Source organism: Leucobacter chromiireducens subsp. chromiireducens (assembly GCF_016758255.1).
Lineage (GTDB): Bacteria > Actinomycetota > Actinomycetes > Actinomycetales > Microbacteriaceae > Leucobacter > Leucobacter chromiireducens.
Genome location: NZ_QYAD01000003.1, coordinates 463,175 through 477,666, shown reverse-complemented (window position 1 = coordinate 477,666; position 14,492 = coordinate 463,175). Strand labels below are relative to the sequence as shown.

At 69.5% G+C, this 14,492-nt stretch carries 14 protein-coding genes; 10 read left to right on the top strand and 4 right to left on the bottom strand.

Features of this window, described 5'->3' with window-relative positions; translation table 11 throughout:
• The first annotated feature begins 91 nt into the window (after positions 1-91).
• On the top strand, positions 92-1,420 hold the full coding sequence (locus D3226_RS10875; RefSeq protein ID WP_337248977.1) for a TRAP transporter large permease subunit: 1,329 nt from the start codon (positions 92-94) through the stop codon (positions 1,418-1,420).
• Between the two features lie 22 nt (positions 1,421-1,442).
• On the opposite strand, the gene D3226_RS10870 is transcribed toward D3226_RS10875, so the two are convergent.
• Positions 1,443-2,333: an ArgP/LysG family DNA-binding transcriptional regulator gene (locus tag D3226_RS10870; protein ID WP_202382548.1), complete on the bottom strand. Its 891-nt coding sequence runs from the start codon at positions 2,331-2,333 to the stop codon at positions 1,443-1,445.
• A gap of 171 nt (positions 2,334-2,504) precedes the next feature.
• Here D3226_RS10870 and lysE point away from each other — a divergent pair, with 171 nt between their 5' ends.
• The 3 genes from lysE (at position 2,505) to codB (ending at position 5,052) form a co-directional block, all read left to right on the top strand.
• Complete coding sequence (gene lysE, locus D3226_RS10865) at positions 2,505-3,113, top strand: L-lysine exporter (protein WP_202382547.1); 609 nt, start codon at positions 2,505-2,507, stop codon at positions 3,111-3,113.
• Positions 3,114-3,205: 92 nt separating this feature from the next.
• Positions 3,206-3,721: a nucleoside deaminase gene (locus D3226_RS10860; protein WP_202382546.1), complete on the top strand. Its 516-nt coding sequence runs from the start codon at positions 3,206-3,208 to the stop codon at positions 3,719-3,721.
• On the top strand, positions 3,718-5,052 hold the full coding sequence (gene codB / locus D3226_RS10855) for a cytosine permease (protein ID WP_202382545.1): 1,335 nt from the start codon (positions 3,718-3,720) through the stop codon (positions 5,050-5,052). The genes D3226_RS10860 and codB overlap by 4 nt, the downstream gene beginning before the upstream one ends.
• Before the next feature lie 7 nt (positions 5,053-5,059).
• On the opposite strand, the gene D3226_RS10850 is transcribed toward codB, so the two are convergent.
• Positions 5,060-6,109, bottom strand: a complete 1,050-nt coding sequence (locus D3226_RS10850) for a beta-eliminating lyase-related protein (protein ID WP_202382544.1) — start codon at positions 6,107-6,109, stop codon at positions 5,060-5,062.
• Positions 6,110-6,223: 114 nt separating this feature from the next.
• On the opposite strand from D3226_RS10850, the gene D3226_RS10845 reads away from it, so the two are divergent.
• From D3226_RS10845 to D3226_RS10820, 6 genes are all read left to right on the top strand, one after another.
• A complete protein-coding gene (locus D3226_RS10845) occupies positions 6,224-7,117 on the top strand; it encodes an ABC transporter ATP-binding protein (RefSeq protein ID WP_202382543.1) in 894 nt (297 codons plus the stop codon).
• Complete coding sequence (locus D3226_RS10840) at positions 7,114-7,965, top strand: ABC transporter permease (RefSeq protein WP_202382542.1); 852 nt, start codon at positions 7,114-7,116, stop codon at positions 7,963-7,965. The genes D3226_RS10845 and D3226_RS10840 overlap by 4 nt, the downstream gene beginning before the upstream one ends.
• Before the next feature lie 42 nt (positions 7,966-8,007).
• Positions 8,008-9,333, top strand: a complete 1,326-nt coding sequence (locus D3226_RS10835) for a sensor histidine kinase (protein ID WP_202382541.1) — start codon at positions 8,008-8,010, stop codon at positions 9,331-9,333.
• Positions 9,330-9,980, top strand: coding sequence for a response regulator (locus D3226_RS10830; protein WP_202382540.1), 651 nt, complete (start codon positions 9,330-9,332; stop codon positions 9,978-9,980). Before D3226_RS10835 ends, D3226_RS10830 begins: the two co-directional genes overlap by 4 nt.
• Before the next feature lie 331 nt (positions 9,981-10,311).
• The gene (locus D3226_RS10825; RefSeq protein ID WP_202382539.1) at positions 10,312-10,989 is read left to right on the top strand and encodes a response regulator transcription factor; all 678 of its coding nucleotides are present in this window, start codon (positions 10,312-10,314) and stop codon (positions 10,987-10,989) included.
• Positions 10,986-12,065, top strand: a complete 1,080-nt coding sequence (locus D3226_RS10820) for an ATP-binding protein (protein ID WP_202382538.1) — start codon at positions 10,986-10,988, stop codon at positions 12,063-12,065. Before D3226_RS10825 ends, D3226_RS10820 begins: the two co-directional genes overlap by 4 nt.
• An 84-nt stretch (positions 12,066-12,149) precedes the next feature.
• Here the strand turns inward: D3226_RS10820 and gad are convergent, their stop codons facing one another.
• Positions 12,150-13,490 (bottom strand): glutamate decarboxylase, encoded by a 1,341-nt coding sequence (gene gad, locus D3226_RS10815; RefSeq protein ID WP_202382625.1) that lies wholly within the window; start codon positions 13,488-13,490, stop codon positions 12,150-12,152.
• A gap of 131 nt (positions 13,491-13,621) precedes the next feature.
• The gene (locus D3226_RS10810) at positions 13,622-14,467 is read right to left on the bottom strand and encodes a siderophore-interacting protein (RefSeq protein WP_202382537.1); all 846 of its coding nucleotides are present in this window, start codon (positions 14,465-14,467) and stop codon (positions 13,622-13,624) included.
• Positions 14,468-14,492 lie beyond the last annotated feature (25 nt).

Here is a 14,492-nt window from a genome sequence, read left to right as displayed (position 1 = left end):
TCCGCCCGCGGCACAGCCGCCGCCCGCCCGAAAGGCCACCGTGGTCCAAAACACAGCCCTGGCGTTGCTGCCAGTTCTCACCGTTCTTATCGTGTCGGTGCTCACCAAGCGCGCACTGTTCGGCCTGCTCTCGGGCGTGCTCGTTGGCACGATCCTGCTGGGCGGGTGGGCATTCTTTGACACCTTCGTCGGTGCCTTCGGGGCCTCGCTGACCAACGAGACCGTGCACTGGCTCGCGCTCGTCGTGGTGCTCTTTGGCATCCTCATCGCCTATTTCAACGCATCGGGCGCCGCGAACGACTTTGCGCGGTGGACCGAGGGCTTCGTGAACTCGCGCCGCAAGTCGCTACTGCTCACCTGGTTGCTGACCATCGCGCTGTTCATCGATGACTACCTGAACGCGCTCACCGTCGGCACTTCCATGAAGCGCGTCACCGACCGGCACGGCGTGCCCCGCACCATGGTCGGCACGATCGTCAAGATGACCTCCGCACCCATTGCCGTGATCATCCCGTTCTCTACCTGGGCCGTGTTCTTCTCCGCGCTGCTCGAGCAAGACGGCGTGACCGTGAACGGCTCGGGCTTCGGCGCGTACCTCTCGGGGCTTCCCACCATCTTCTTCGGCTGGTTCGCGCTCGCGATCGGCCTGCTGCTTGCCCTGGGCGTACTGCCGCTCGTTGGGCCGCTGAAGCGTGAACAGGCGCGCGTCGCCCGCACCGGGGACACCCTGCCCGAGGGGCTCACGCCTGAGGAGCGCGCGTTCGAGCTCGCCGAAGACGGGCAGCAGAGCACGCGGCCCCTGCCGTTCAACTTCCTGATCCCGATCGTCACGCTCGTGCTCGTGACCATCTTCACCGAGGTCGACATCATCAAGGGCGCCGCGGCCGCGGTCGTGGTCGCGATCATCCTCTACGTCGCACAGCGCCGCCTCACGCTGAAGGGCGTGCTCGACCAGGCGTTCGAGGGCATCACGAGCATGGGCTACGTGATGGTGCTCTTCGTGCTCGCGTTCATGATGCAGCAGATCAACATCGATCTGCAGCTTGCCGATTGGATCATCGACGCCACCCAGCCCGTAATGTACGGCGCGCTGCTGCCCGCCGTTGTCTTCCTCGTGTGCGGCATCTACGCCTACGCGACCGGCGCGTTCTGGGACCTCGCCGTGGTGATCACGCCCGTCGTGCTGCCGCTCGCGATTGGCATGGGCGTTGACCCCGTGCTCGCCGGCACGGCAGTCTTCTCGGGCGCCGCCCTCGGTTCGACCACCTGCATGTACGGCGACGGTATGGTGCTTGCCGCGAAGTCGGTGGGCGTGAAACCGCTCAGCCTGATGCTCTCGATCCTGCCTTACGCGGGCGTGGCGGCGGTGCTGTCGTTCATCGCGTACCTGATCGCGGGCTACGCGAGCTTCGGCGGCTAGGACGCCGCGGGCGTCCGCCGCATCAGCGGGCGCCCAATGCGGTGGCCGCCTCCTCCTCGATCACCCGAGACAGGGTGTCGAGCACGGGGGAGCGCAGTTTCCATCGCTGCCAGTAGAGCGGCAGCTCGATCGCGGAGGCGGGGTCGAGCTCGACCATCCGCCCCGCGGCGAGCGGTTCCGTGCACTGCAGTTCGGGCAGCATGCCCCAGCCCATGCCGAGCTCGACTGCGAGGGCGAACTCGGCGGACGAGGGCACAAAGTGGCGCGGCGGGTGCACATCGGCGCGCGTCACCTTCCGGAGGAAGCGCTGCTGAAACGCGTCGTGCCGATCGAACTCCACCGCGGGCGCGCGGCGAAGCGCCTCAACCGTGAGGCCGCTCGGGAAGTGCTCGGCCACGAACTCGGGGCTCGCCACCGCGCGGTACCGGTCGGTGCCCACCCGCGTCGACGTGCAGCCGGGCACGGGCTCGCGGGTGGCGGTGAGCGCGGCCATCACCTCACCCCGGCGGAGCCGCTCCGTCGACACAGTCTCGTCGGCGCGCAGCACCTCGAAACGAGCGCCGGTTTCGCGGGCCGCGCGGGCGAGCGCGGGCACGACCCAGGTGGCGAGCGAGTCTGCATTCACGACGATCGGGATCAGGGTGCCCGCCGCCGGCCCGGCCCCCAGCTCGGCGGCCACATCGTCGGCGACGCGGGCGATCTGCCGGGCCGCCCGCAGAGCGGCTGCGCCCGCCTCCGTGACCGCGACCGGGCGGGTGCGCTGCACGAGCACGGAGCCCACCCGCTCCTCAAGTGCGCGCACGCGCTGGCTCACCGCTGAGGGGGTGATGTGCAGGCGCCGCGCCGCGCCCTCGAAGCTGCCCTCATCGATGACCGCGGTGAAGGTGGCCAGGTGTTCGACGGGAAAGTCCACGGTGCTCCTGTGCTGAAGGGTGGTCGGTGCGCATGCGGGCGCTCCGGTGGTAGGGCACGCGACGGCCTCTGCGCGGCAGCCGCCTGCTTCTGAAGCAAATCTTACGATGCATGAGAATATTCAGGCACGCTGAACTTGGAACGCCGGCCCGCCTGGCCCTAGCGTCGAAGCATGATCGTCCCCTTCCTCGTCGGTATCGGCAGCGGCTTCTCCCTCATCGTCGCGATTGGCGCCCAAAACGCATTCGTGCTGCGCCAGGGCATCCGCCGGGAGCACGTGCTGCCCGTCGTGCTCATCTGCGGCCTCACCGACGCGCTCCTCGAAACCCTCGGTGTCGCGGGGATCGGCTACCTGATCGAGCGAGCGCCCCTCGTGCTTGAGATCGTGCGCTGGGGCGGCGTCGCCTTCCTGCTCTGGTACGCCTGGTCGGCCGCGCGGCGCGCGATGAAGCCCGAGGTGCTGGTCGCAGACTCCGGCTCGGCGGGATCGCTCAAGCGCACGATTCTCGCCTGCCTCGCGATCACCTACCTGAACCCGCACGTCTATCTCGACACCGTGGTGCTCATGGGCTCGATCGGCAACGCGCAGGGCGATCCGGGGCGCTGGTGGTTCGCGCTCGGCGGCGCGCTCGCGAGCATCGCCTGGTTCTTCCTGCTCGGGTACGGCGCACGCGCGCTCACCCGCTTCTTCGCGACCCCGCGCTCGTGGCGCATCCTCGACGGAGTCGTGGCGGGTGTGATGCTCATCATCGCGGCGCGGCTCGCATTCGGCGGCATGTAGCTCGGGATCGATCAGCTCCGGCTCCGGGAGTGCGGGATCCGAGCGCCCCGCGCCGACCGTGCAGGCATCCGGCGCGCGGTACGATTTGAGTCATGGCATTGAGCGACAACGACCGGAAATACCTCGACCTCGCGATCGAGCAGGCACAGCTCGGTTGGGACGAGGGCGGGGTGCCGATCGGCGCCGCACTCGTGCACCACGGACCGGAGGGCGACCGCGTGCTCGCGGTGGGCCGCAATCGCCGCGTGCAGGACGGCAGCGTGATCCGTCACGGCGAGACCGACTGCCTCGAGCGCGCCGGCCGCCTCCCCGCAAGCGTGTACCGCGAGTGCACCCTTTACACGACGCTGTCGCCCTGCACGATGTGTGCGGGCACCGCGATCCTCTATGACATTCCGCGCATCGTGATCGGCGAGAGCGACAGCTTTGAGGCGTCCGAGGAGTGGCTGCGCAGCAAGGGCGTCGAGCTCGTCGCGGCCGACGACGACACCTGCCGCGGGCTCATGCAGCGCATGATGGACGAGCGCCCCGAGATCTGGGCTGAGGACATCGGCGTGGAGACCGAGGAGCTCGGCACGGCCGCAGCGGGCATCGAGCCCCGCGCGTGAGCCGGGACACGTCCCCCGAGCCCACCGCCCAGGACCGCGTCACGCAGGAACCGCCCGCGGCCGACGCGCGCGTCGTCGACCCCGACTACCCGGTGACCCCGGTCCCGCAGCACGCGCGCAAGGGCTTCTTCTCGCTCATGGTGGTGCTGCTCGGCTTCACCGTGTTCACGCCCACCATGTTGGCGGGCGCATCGCTCGGCCAGGCGTTCGGGCTGCGAGACCTGCTCGTGGTGATCGCGATCGGTTCCCTCGTGCTCGGCGCGTACGTCGCGGTGCTCGGCTGGATCGGCGCCCGCACGGGCCTCACCACCGTGGTCATGGCGCGCTACACGCTCGGCACCCGCGGCTCGAAGCTCGCATCCGTGCTGCTCGGTGGCACGCAGATCGGCTGGTACGGCGTGGTGGTCGGCACGATCGGCGAACTCACGGCGCAGGCGTTCGAGTGGAATGGATTCGGACCGCGCGCGGTCGTCATGATCGTGGTGAGCGCGCTGATGTGCGCCACCGCCGTCTACGGGTACCGCGGCATGTACTGGGTGTCGCTCATCTCGACTCCGCTGATCCTGATCCTCGCGTTCTGGGTGATGTTCCGCTCGCTCGAAGAGGTGGGCGGCTGGGCCGGCCTCGCCGCGATCGAGCCCGCTGGCGAGATGACGCTTGCCGTCGCGGTGACCACCGTGGTCGGCACCTTCGTCTCCGCAGGAACGCAGGCGCCCAACTGGACCCGCTTCGGCCGCACCGGAAAGCAGGCGGTCATCGCGTGCGTCGTCGGCTTCCTCATCGGCAACGGCCTGATGATCTTCTTCGGTGCGATCGGGGCGATCACGTTCGGGGAGGGCGACTTCGTGCTCGTGCTCTTCCAGCTCGGTCTCATCGGCTGGGGCCTGTTCCTGCTATTCGGCAACCTCTGGAAGTCGAACGCAGATGCGGCGTACTCCTTCGGCGTCGCGGGGGCAGAGCTCTTCGAGCGGCCCAGCAAGACCCCGTTCGTCATCGCGGGTTCCATCATCGGCACCGTGCTCGCGCTCCTCGGAGTGGGTGAGCACCTGCCGCAGTACCTCGGCCTGCTCGGCACGTTCATCCCGCCGCTCGGCGGCGTGATCATCGGCGACTACCTGGCACGCTGGCGGCGTACGCAGATGCCCGAGGGTGAGGCGCTGCCGCGCTTCAACTGGCTGAACCTCGGCGTGTACGCAGTCGCCTGCGCGCTCGCGTGGGGCGCCGGCGAGCTCGGGATCGGGATCCCGCCCGTCGTGGGTATTATCGCCGCGCTGGTGCTCGCGTTCGCGCTGTCGCGATTCACCCCGCGCCGCGCGCCGCAGGTGGCGTAGCGCAGGCTCAGCCCGCGAGCGCGGCGAGGAGCGCGTCGACGTCCTCGGGCGTCGTGTCCCACGCGCACATGAGGCGGTAGAGCTCAGGGTCCCCGGGCCACGCGCCGAACGCGAAGCGCTCCTGCGCACGAGCGGCGGTGGCCTGGGGCATCGTCGCGAACACGGCGTTTGAGGCAACGGGCTGCGCGATCCCAATCTGGTCAATTGCCTCGATGCCCGTCGCGAGCCGCACCGCCATCGCGTTCGCGTGGCTCGCGGATCGGTGCCACAGGTCGCCGCCATAGAGCGCGAGCAACTGCGCGGAGATGAAACGCATCTTCGAGGCGAGCTGCAGGTTGATCTTGCGCAGGAACTTCATGCCCGGCGCGGCTTCCGGCCGCAAGACGAGGACGGCCTCGGCACCGAGCAGTCCGTTCTTCGTGCCGCCGAGGCTCAGCAGATCAGCGCCCACCTCGCTCGTCAGGGCCGCGAGCGAGACGCCGAGGTGAGCGGCCGCGTTGCCGAGCCGTGAGCCGTCGATGTGCAGCACCATGCCGTGCTCGTGCGCGAAATCGGCGAGCGCGCGCAGCTCATCCGGCGTGTAGCAGGTGCCGAGCTCGGTGACCTGCGAGACGGAGAGCGCGAGCGGCTGCGAGCGGTGCTCCGAGCCGAATCCCCACGCCTCGCGTGCGGCAAGCTCGGGGGTGAGTTTGCCGTCCGGGGTGTCCACCGTCAGCAGCTTGAGGCCGCCGGTCTTTTCCGGGGCACCCGCTTCGTCGCCGTTGATGTGGGCCGTGCGGGGGGTGATCACCGCGCCCCAGCGGGGCAGCGCGGCCTGGAGCGCGAGCACGTTCGCGCCGGTGCCGTTGAACACCGGGAACGCCTCGGTCTCGGAGCCGAAGAGGGTGCGCGTGAGCTCCTGGAACTCGGCGGTCCACGGGTCGCCGCCGTAGGCCGGAGCGTGGCCGGCGTTCGCCGCTGTGAGGGCGCTGAGCACCTCCGGGTGCGCGCCGGCCCAATTGTCGGACGCGAATGAACGGGGAAGCGGGCTGGGTACAGAAGCTGCGGTGCTGGTCACCGTTCCAGCCTACGCCCGGCCAGGCCCGTGCCGCGCGCATCCACCGACCGGTGGATGCGGAAATCCGTCGCTTGGTCGCTGCCGCACGGCGCGCGTTCCCGCGAGGCTAGAGGCATGATCCACGAACGTGACGCGGCCCCCATCCGGGTGCGCGGACTGCAGAAGCGATACGGCGACCGCGAGGTGCTTTCCGGCCTCGACCTCGACGTGGCGCCAGGTGAAACCTACGCGCTGCTCGGGCCGAATGGTGCGGGCAAGAGCACCGCGATCGAGATCCTCGAGGGGGTGCGCCGGGCCGACGCCGGCGAGGTGCGCGTGCTGGGCGAAGATCCGCTCGCCGCCCCACGCTCGTGGCGGGCCGAGATCGGCATCGTGGCGCAGAGTACCGGCGATGCCGGGCCATACACCCCGCGCGAGCTCATCTCGCACTTTGGTGCGCTCTATGCGCGACCGCGCGGCATCGACGAGGTGCTTGCGCTTGTTGGTCTCACGGAGCAGGCCGGCGTGCGCGCATCGAAGCTCTCGGGCGGGCAGCAGCGCCGTCTCGACGTCGCGCTCGGTATCGTGGGGCGCCCCCGACTGGTGTTCCTCGACGAGCCGACGACGGGTTTTGACCCCGCCGCCCGGCGCCAGTTCTGGGAGATGCTCGAGGGGCTCGCAGAGGAGGGAGTGGCCATCCTGCTCACCACCCACTACCTCGACGAGGCGGCGCGGCTCGCGGATCGCGTGGGTGTGCTCGCGGGCGGGCGCATCGTTGCGGAGGCCCCGCCCGCGGAGCTCGGCGGCGCCGAATCGCGTGTCCCAGTGGTGAGTTGGCGCGATGCCGCCGGTGTGCTTCACGAGGAGCGCAGCGAGGCGCCCGCGGCGCGTGTGGCGCAGCTGCGGGAGGCGGCGCTCGCAGCGGGGATCCCGGGCGGCGAGCCCGGCGAGCTGCAGGTGCGGCGCCCGGATCTTGAAGAGGTGTATCTCGGGCTGATCGCCCAGAATGGACAGGAGGACGCGCGATGACGCAGACAGAGGAGCGGGCGGCCGGCCCGCGGGCGCGCGGCGGCGTGCTCAGCGATGGCGTGCGCGCAATCGGATTCGAACTGCGCGGGTACTTCCGCGTGCCCGACACCGTGTTCTTCACCTTCCTCTTTCCGATCATGCTCCTCGGTATCTTCGGCGCAGCGTTCCAATCGATGGGCGAGGTGGGGCAGCTGCCCGACGGCACCGGGGGCGTCTCGATGGCGGCGTACTACCTGCCCGGGCTTGTTGCCGCTGGTCCGCTGCTCGCGGGTGTGCAGAATCTTGCGATCGACATCGCGCGCGAGCGTAGCGATGGTTGGCTGCGCCGGCTCGGGGGCACTCCGCTCTCGCCCGTCAGCTACTTCATTGGCAAGATCGGCGTGACGCTCATCACCTCGGTGCTGCAACTCGCGCTGCTGCTCGCCTTCGCCGTGATGGCATTCGGTGTTGAGCTGCCGAGTGAGCCGGAGGCCTGGCTGCGCCTCACCTGGCTGTTCCTCCTCGGTATCGCGACGATGACGCTCCTCGGGGTCGCGCTCTCGGCGCTGCCGCGCTCGTCGCGCAGCGCCTCGGCGGTCGTGATCCCGGTGGTACTCGTTCTGCAGTTCATCTCTGGCATCTACCTGCAGTTCACCATGCTGCCCGAGTGGCTCCAGCACGTTGCATCGGTGTTCCCGCTGAAGTGGCTCGCGCAGGGGATGCGCAGCGTATTCCTGCCCGACCACCTGGCGGCAGCCGAGCTCTCCGGCAGTTGGGAGATCGGCACGGTCGCCCTCGTGCTCGCGGGATGGCTCATTGCGGGTCTTGTGGTGAGCCTCCTGACGTTCCGGTGGCAGCGTCGGTCGTAAGCCGGGCCGCGAAATGTCCGGGGCCCGTGAGAGAGTGATGCCATGAGCGCGCAGACCGAGCACCGACCACACCCGCTGCGGTGGTGGGACCTCGGGGTCGTCGTGCTCGTGCTCGTCATGTGCGTGCCGGGCGGCATTGGTGCGCTGAACTGGGCGAGCGGCGGGGGCCTCGCCGCGAGCGACGTGGTGGCGCCACTCACAGTGCTGGGCGCGTTCGTGGTGCTGTACGCTGTGCTCGGCCGCCCGGCACTGCGCCGCGCCGCCTTCGACGAGCCGCGGATCTGGTGGGATCTCGTGTTCCTCGCCGGTGTCGTGTTCGTTGTCGGCCTCGGGGCGGCGGTGAGCACCAGCTTCGCCACGCTGCAGGCCATCGTCTATCCCATGATTTGGGTGATCGCGGGCGTCGGCGCCTCAGACGTTGCGCGGTTCGGCGCGCGCGCTGCACGGCGGCGGGGGCGATTGCGCGCGGTCGCCTGGAGTGCGGTGCTTGCGCTGATCATTACGGTGGGCGCCGGCGTTTCCTTCCTCCGCCATGACGTGCCGAACCCGATGCTCACCGCTGCGGGCATCGGCGGCGCTTCGTTCACCTTCGCGGTGATTTTGGGCATGTGGATCACGTCGATCTACGAGCAGGGGGAGCGGCACCGCGAGCTCGCGGAGCAACTGCGTCTTGCGCAGGCCGAGGTCGCTGAACTGTCGGTGGCGCGCGGGGCCGCGACGGAGCGCGAGCGGCTGTCACGCGAACTGCACGATACGCTCACGCAGACCCTCGCGGGGCTTGTCATGCTGAGCGAGCAGACCGAGCGCGCGCTCGCCGCAGGCGATTCCGCGCGGGCCGCCGAGCGCGCGGGCCGGGTGTCGGCAGCAGCGCGCGAGTCGGTGGCCGAGGCGCGGGCACTCGTCGCAACCACGCAACCGCTCGGCGAGAGCGGGTTGAACGCGTCGCTCGAGCGGGTCGCGGCGCGCCTGGAGGCCGACACCGGCTTGGCCGTGGCGTGTGCCCTTGAGGACGTGCCGCTTGATCGCGAGCAGCAGGTCGTGCTTCTGCGCGCGGCGCAGGAGGGCCTCGCGAACGCCCGCAAGCATGCCCGTGCAACGCGCGTCACGCTCACCCTCACCGGTCTCCCCGGGGGCGGCGCACTGCTGCGCGTGGTCGACAATGGGGTGGGGCCCGCGCACACTGCCGCGGAACACGACGGCTCGGCTCAGGCTTCGCCCGGTGCGGCGGTCGGCGGTTTCGGGCTCACGGGTCTTGCGGAGCGAGCGCGGGCCATCGGAGGTGCCGTGCAGTTTGGTGCGGCCGAGCACGCGGGTTCCGTGCTGGAGGCGCGGCTGTCGCCGCGCACGATGGAAGGGGGCCGCGAATGAGCCGAGTGCTCGTGGTCGATGACCACCCGATTGTGCGCGCCGGCATTGTCGGCCTGCTGGAAACCGAGGCCGGTGTCACGGTGGTGGGGGAGGCAGAATCAGGCGAGGCCGCGCTCGCGCTGCTCAGTGATGCGCAGCCCGACGTGGTGCTGATGGACTTGCGCATGCCGGGAATGGGTGGGGTGGAAGCGACCCGGCGCATCGCGCGCGGCGAGTATCCGGGCGCTGCCGCCGCTCCCGGCGTGCTGGTGTTCACCACCTACGAAGAGGACGAGCAGATCCTCGCCGCAATCGAGGCGGGGGCGAGCGGGTACCTCGTGAAGGCAGCCCCGGCCGCCGAACTGCTTGCCGCTGTTGAAGCGGTTGCGGCGGGCCAGACCGTCCTTGCGCCGTCGATCGCCGCCCAGCTTGTTGCGCGCATGCGCACCCCTGTTGCGCGGCCGCGGCTCACACCCCGCGAGACCGAGATTCTTGGGCTCGTCGCGCAGGGCCTCAGCAACCCCGAGATCGCCGCTCAGCTGGTCATCGGCGAGTCGACCGTGAAGACTCACCTACTGCACATCTTCGAGAAGCTCGAGGTGTCCGATCGGACCCGCGCGGTGACCCGCGCATTCGAGTGCGGAATCCTCGTTTCCCCAGGTTTTTAACACGTTCTCCACAGGACTGTCCCCAGCCTGTGGAGAATTACACAGCTGTAGTTTTTCGGGCCGGGTTCATGGAGCGAATTCTTCGAGTTCGGCGGAATCACGCGGATTTCCGGGGAGTTTCGTGTCGAATCGAGGAGGGGCCCGGGCGCGCCATCGGCGCAGTTGGGTGACGCGCTGCGACAAGCCGGGCGCGTCGATCCCCACTATTCACAAGCGGTGGACGAATCTATCCACAAGCTGGGGAAAGGTCTGTGGATGGAAACTACACGTGTGTAGTTCTGGTGCGAAAATCAATACGCCCGCGATACGCGCAGGCTCGTAGCATGGAGCCATGCGCGTGTTACTCGTAGAAGACGAGCCAGCTCTGGCCGAGGCAATTCGCGATGGTTTGCGCCTCGAAGCGATCGCGGCAGACATCGCGGGTGACGGCGATACCGCGCTCGAGCTGCTCAGCGTGAACGAGTATGACCTCGCGGTGCTTGACCGTGACATTCCGGGCCCCTCGGGGGACGAGGTGGCCGCACGAATCGTCGAGTCGGGCTCCGGGATCCCGATCCTCATGCTCACCGCGGCCGATCGGCTCGACGATAAGGCCTCCGGGTTTGAGCTCGGTGCCGACGACTACCTCACGAAGCCCTTCGAGCTGCAGGAGCTCGTGCTGCGCTTGCGCGCGCTCGACCGTCGCCGAGCGCACCACCGCCCGCCCGTGCGCGAGATTGCGGGGCTGCGGGTCGACCCCTTCCGGCGCGAAGTGTTCCGAGAAGGCAAGTACGTGGCGCTCACGCGAAAGCAGTTCGCGGTGCTGGAGGTACTCGTGGCGGCGGAGGGTGGCGTGGTGAGTGCCGAACAACTGCTCGAGCGCGCCTGGGACGAGAACGCAGACCCCTTCACGAACGCCGTGCGCATCACCGTGTCGGCGCTGCGCAAGCGGCTCGGCGAGCCCGGCATTATCTCGACGGTTCCGGGTGTGGGGTACCGGATCGAGGCGGGCGAGGCGGAGCCCGCGTGACCCGGCCGCCGGGGTTCAGTGCGCGGCTGAAGCTCACGCTCAGCTACGTCGCGTTCCTGATGCTCTCCGGCGTCGCGCTCCTCGCGGTCGTGTGGGGCTTCTTGCTGCGCTACGTGCCGCAGGACGCGGCGCTGATCTACGAGATCTTCATGCCCGGCCGCGACGACCTGGTGCGTGCATTCCTGCCGGCAGCAGCTTGGGCCCTCGTCTTCCTACTTGTCGTCGCCGTGGTCGGCGGCTGGCTGCTTGCCGGGCGCATGCTGGCACCGCTCGCGAAGATCACCGCCGTCGCGCGTGCCGCGGGGGCGGGTGACCTCGGTGCGCGGGTGCGGCTCGAGGGGCCGGGCGACGAGTTCCGCGAGCTCGCCGACAGCTTCGACGCGATGCTCGCGCAACTGCAGGCAAACGTCGGCGAACATCAGCGCTTCGCGGCAAACGCCTCGCACGAGCTCCGCACGCCGCTGGCGATCACCCGCACCACGCTTGAGGTCGCCCGGCGCGATCCCGAACTCGATCCGGCAGCGCTCATCGACCGCTTGTCGACCGTGAACGAGCGCGCAATTGAGCTCACCGAAGCGCTGCTCCTCCTGAGCCGGAGCGGTCAGCGATCCTTCACGCCCGAGCGCGTCGACTTCTCACTGCTCGCTGAAGAGGCCATCGAGACGCTCCTGCCCCTTGCCGAACGTCACGGGGTGGCGCTCGAAGCGGACGGCCCAGCGGTGTTCGCGAGCGGCTCACCCGCGCTGCTCCTGCAGCTCATCACGAACCTCGTGCACAACGGGATCGTCTACAACTTGCCCACCGCGGGCACCGTGCGGATCGAGACGCGGCGGGGCGACGGTGTCGTCGAAGTGAGCGTGTCGAACTCGGGCCCCGTGCTTGACGCTGAGCTCGTGCGCACGCTGACCGAGCCGTTTCAGCGGGGCGCCACGCGCACCCGCCGCAATTCCGCGGGGGTGGGGCTCGGCCTCGCGATTGTGGAGAGCATCGTGCGCGTGCATGACGGAGCCCTGGTGCTCACCCCGCAGCCGGAGGGCGGCCTGCGCGCCACGGCCTGGCTCCCCGCCGCCCCCTGAATCGGGGTCACTTGGGCAGGGTGTCGCCATCCGCCCACGCGCAACACCCTGCCCAAGTGACCCCGATTCAGAGGGCGGAGGGGGTCAGTGGGAGAACGCCGGGTGCGCGGTTGGGTGCGGCAGCGGGCTCGTCAGCGACTCCAGGTAGGCGGTCTCCTCTCGAATCGCGTCGAGGAGCGCATCCGCGAGGTCCATCGTGAGGCCGTTGCGCACCACGATGCGCTGCACGATCTGCTCGGCAAGGTTGTCGGGCATCGGGTAGGCGGGCACCAGCCAGCCGCGCATGCGCAGCCGGTCCGACAGGTCGAAGAGGGTCCAGTTGTCCGTGTGCTCCGCGCGGAGCCGCCACGCGAACACGGGGATCGTGGTGCCATCGCTCACCAACTCGAAGGCGGGCATCGCGCCGATCGCGCTCGACAGGTGCACAGCGATCCGCTGCGACTCCGACTGCACCTCGGCGTAGCCCTCGCGGCCCAGCCGGAGGAAGAGGTAGAACTGCAGCAGGACCTGCGCGCCCGGGCGCGAGAAGTTGAGTGCCAGCGTCGGCGTCTCGCCGCCCAGGTAGCTCACCCGGAAGATCATGGACTCGGGCAGCGCCGCTGCGTCTCGCCACACGACCCAGCCGAGCCCCGGATACACGAGCCCGTACTTGTGGCCCGAGGTGTTGATGGAGGCGACGCGCGTCAGCCGGAAGTCCCACTCCAGCTCAGGCTGGATGAACGGCGCCACCATGCCCCCTGAGGCGGCGTCAACGTGGATCGGGATGTCGAGTCCGCGATCCCGCTCGATCGCGTCGAGCGCCGCGGCGAGCTCCGCGATCGGCTCATAGGCTCCGGTGTAGGTAACGCCGAGAATGCCCACCACCCCGATGGTGTGCTCGTCGACCACCGCGTCGAGTGCCGCCCCGCTGAGCATCGGGTGCTCGTCGCTCACGGGAACGTACCGCGGCTCCACCTCGAAGTAGTTGCAGAACTTCTCCCAGCAGACCTGCACCGCGCTCGACATCACGAGGTTGGGGCGCGCGGGTTCAGCGCCCGCAGCCTCGCGTCGATGCTGCCACCTGCGCTTCAGCGCGATCCCCGCGAGCATGCACGCCTCGCTCGAGCCCACCGTCGAGGTCGCGGGCGCCGCGTCGGGGTCGGGTGCGTGCCACAGGTCCGCGATGATCCGCTGGCAGCGCTGCTCGATCGCGGCGGTCTGCGGATACTCGTCCTTGTCGATCATGTTCTTGTCGAACGCTTCGCGGTAGAGCTCGGAGGCTTCCTCCTCCATCCACGTCGTGACGAACGTCGCGAGGTTCAGCCGGGCATTCCCGTCGAGCATCGTCTCGTCGCGAACCGCGTGAAACGCGGTGAGCGGATCCATGCCCTGCTCGGGGATGCGGTGACGCGCCACCGTGGCGGGATCACCCGGGCGCCGGTGCATGGGGTGCAGGGAGACGGAACGGTCTGCTGAGGTCACGGTGGCTCCTTCGCGTGCCGGGAGGACGCCCCGGACGGAGTCGCCCTGCCCTCACGATAGCCCGCGCCGCGAGTTTTGGGGAGTGTGATCAGGCGTTACTTCTGCCGCCAGTAGCCGCAGAAGGTGACCGCCTCCTTGGGGATGCCCAGCGTGCTTACGAGGTGCTTGCGGCCGCCGCTCGCAAGCTGCTGCTCGCCGGCAACGAACGCGCGGCTGGGGATCCGGGTGCCGGGTTCACGCGAGAGCGCGCGGAGCGCGTCGAGCGCCGCGGTGCCGGGTCGAGCGGCGGGGGTGTTTGCCCGGTTGAGCCAGTGCACGCGAACGCCGGCGGGGTGCACGAGCTCCTGCCGGTCTGCCGCCTCCGGCACCTCGATGATCGCGTCGCCCGTTGCCTCAGCGGGGAGATCGCGGAGGATCCCTGCGACGGCGGGAAGCGCGCTCTCGTCGCCCGCGAGCAGCACGTGCGGAGCCGCCTCGCTCGGCGCCGCGAAGCCGCAGCCCTGGTCGATCAGTGCGACGCGTGCGCCAACGGGGAGTCCGGTCGCCCACGGCCCAGCCACCCCGGCGTCGGTGCCGCCGTGCTCATCGTCGTGTCCGCCGCCGTGCACCACGAAGTCGATATCGATCTCACCAAGTTCCGCCCGGAACTCGCGCACGGTGTAGTTGCGGATCGCGGGGCGTGTGGCCTTCGGGAGGGTGAGGTAGCGGAGGTAGCCGCGCATGTCGAAGCGCTCGGACATCCGATCGAACCGGGTTGCGTCGCCTGCCACGGGGATGGCGAGACGGAACCACTGGTCGAAGCCGAGGCCGCGCCACTCGCGCACGTCGGCCCCGCTCACGGTCACGCGAACGAAGCTGGGCGAGATGCGTTCGGCTCGTGCCACCTCGGCGGTGACGAGTCCGGTGTCGGCGTGGGAGACGGTGATGTTCTGAGCGGGCATGCGGCACTTCCTTGCTGGGGGCGGG

Coding starts and splice junctions, on each gene's coding strand:
- lysE (WP_202382547.1), top strand. CDS start 2,505: ATGATCGTCCCCTTCCTCGTCGGTATCGGCAGCGGCTTCTCCCTCATC.
- D3226_RS10860 (WP_202382546.1), top strand. CDS start 3,206: ATGGCATTGAGCGACAACGACCGGAAATACCTCGACCTCGCGATCGAG.
- D3226_RS10845 (WP_202382543.1), top strand. CDS start 6,224: ATGATCCACGAACGTGACGCGGCCCCCATCCGGGTGCGCGGACTGCAG.
- D3226_RS10840 (WP_202382542.1), top strand. CDS start 7,114: ATGACGCAGACAGAGGAGCGGGCGGCCGGCCCGCGGGCGCGCGGCGGC.
- D3226_RS10835 (WP_202382541.1), top strand. CDS start 8,008: ATGAGCGCGCAGACCGAGCACCGACCACACCCGCTGCGGTGGTGGGAC.
- D3226_RS10830 (WP_202382540.1), top strand. CDS start 9,330: ATGAGCCGAGTGCTCGTGGTCGATGACCACCCGATTGTGCGCGCCGGC.
- D3226_RS10825 (WP_202382539.1), top strand. CDS start 10,312: ATGCGCGTGTTACTCGTAGAAGACGAGCCAGCTCTGGCCGAGGCAATT.
- gad (WP_202382625.1), bottom strand. CDS start 13,490: ATGCACCGGCGCCCGGGTGATCCCGCCACGGTGGCGCGTCACCGCATC.
- D3226_RS10810 (WP_202382537.1), bottom strand. CDS start 14,467: ATGCCCGCTCAGAACATCACCGTCTCCCACGCCGACACCGGACTCGTC.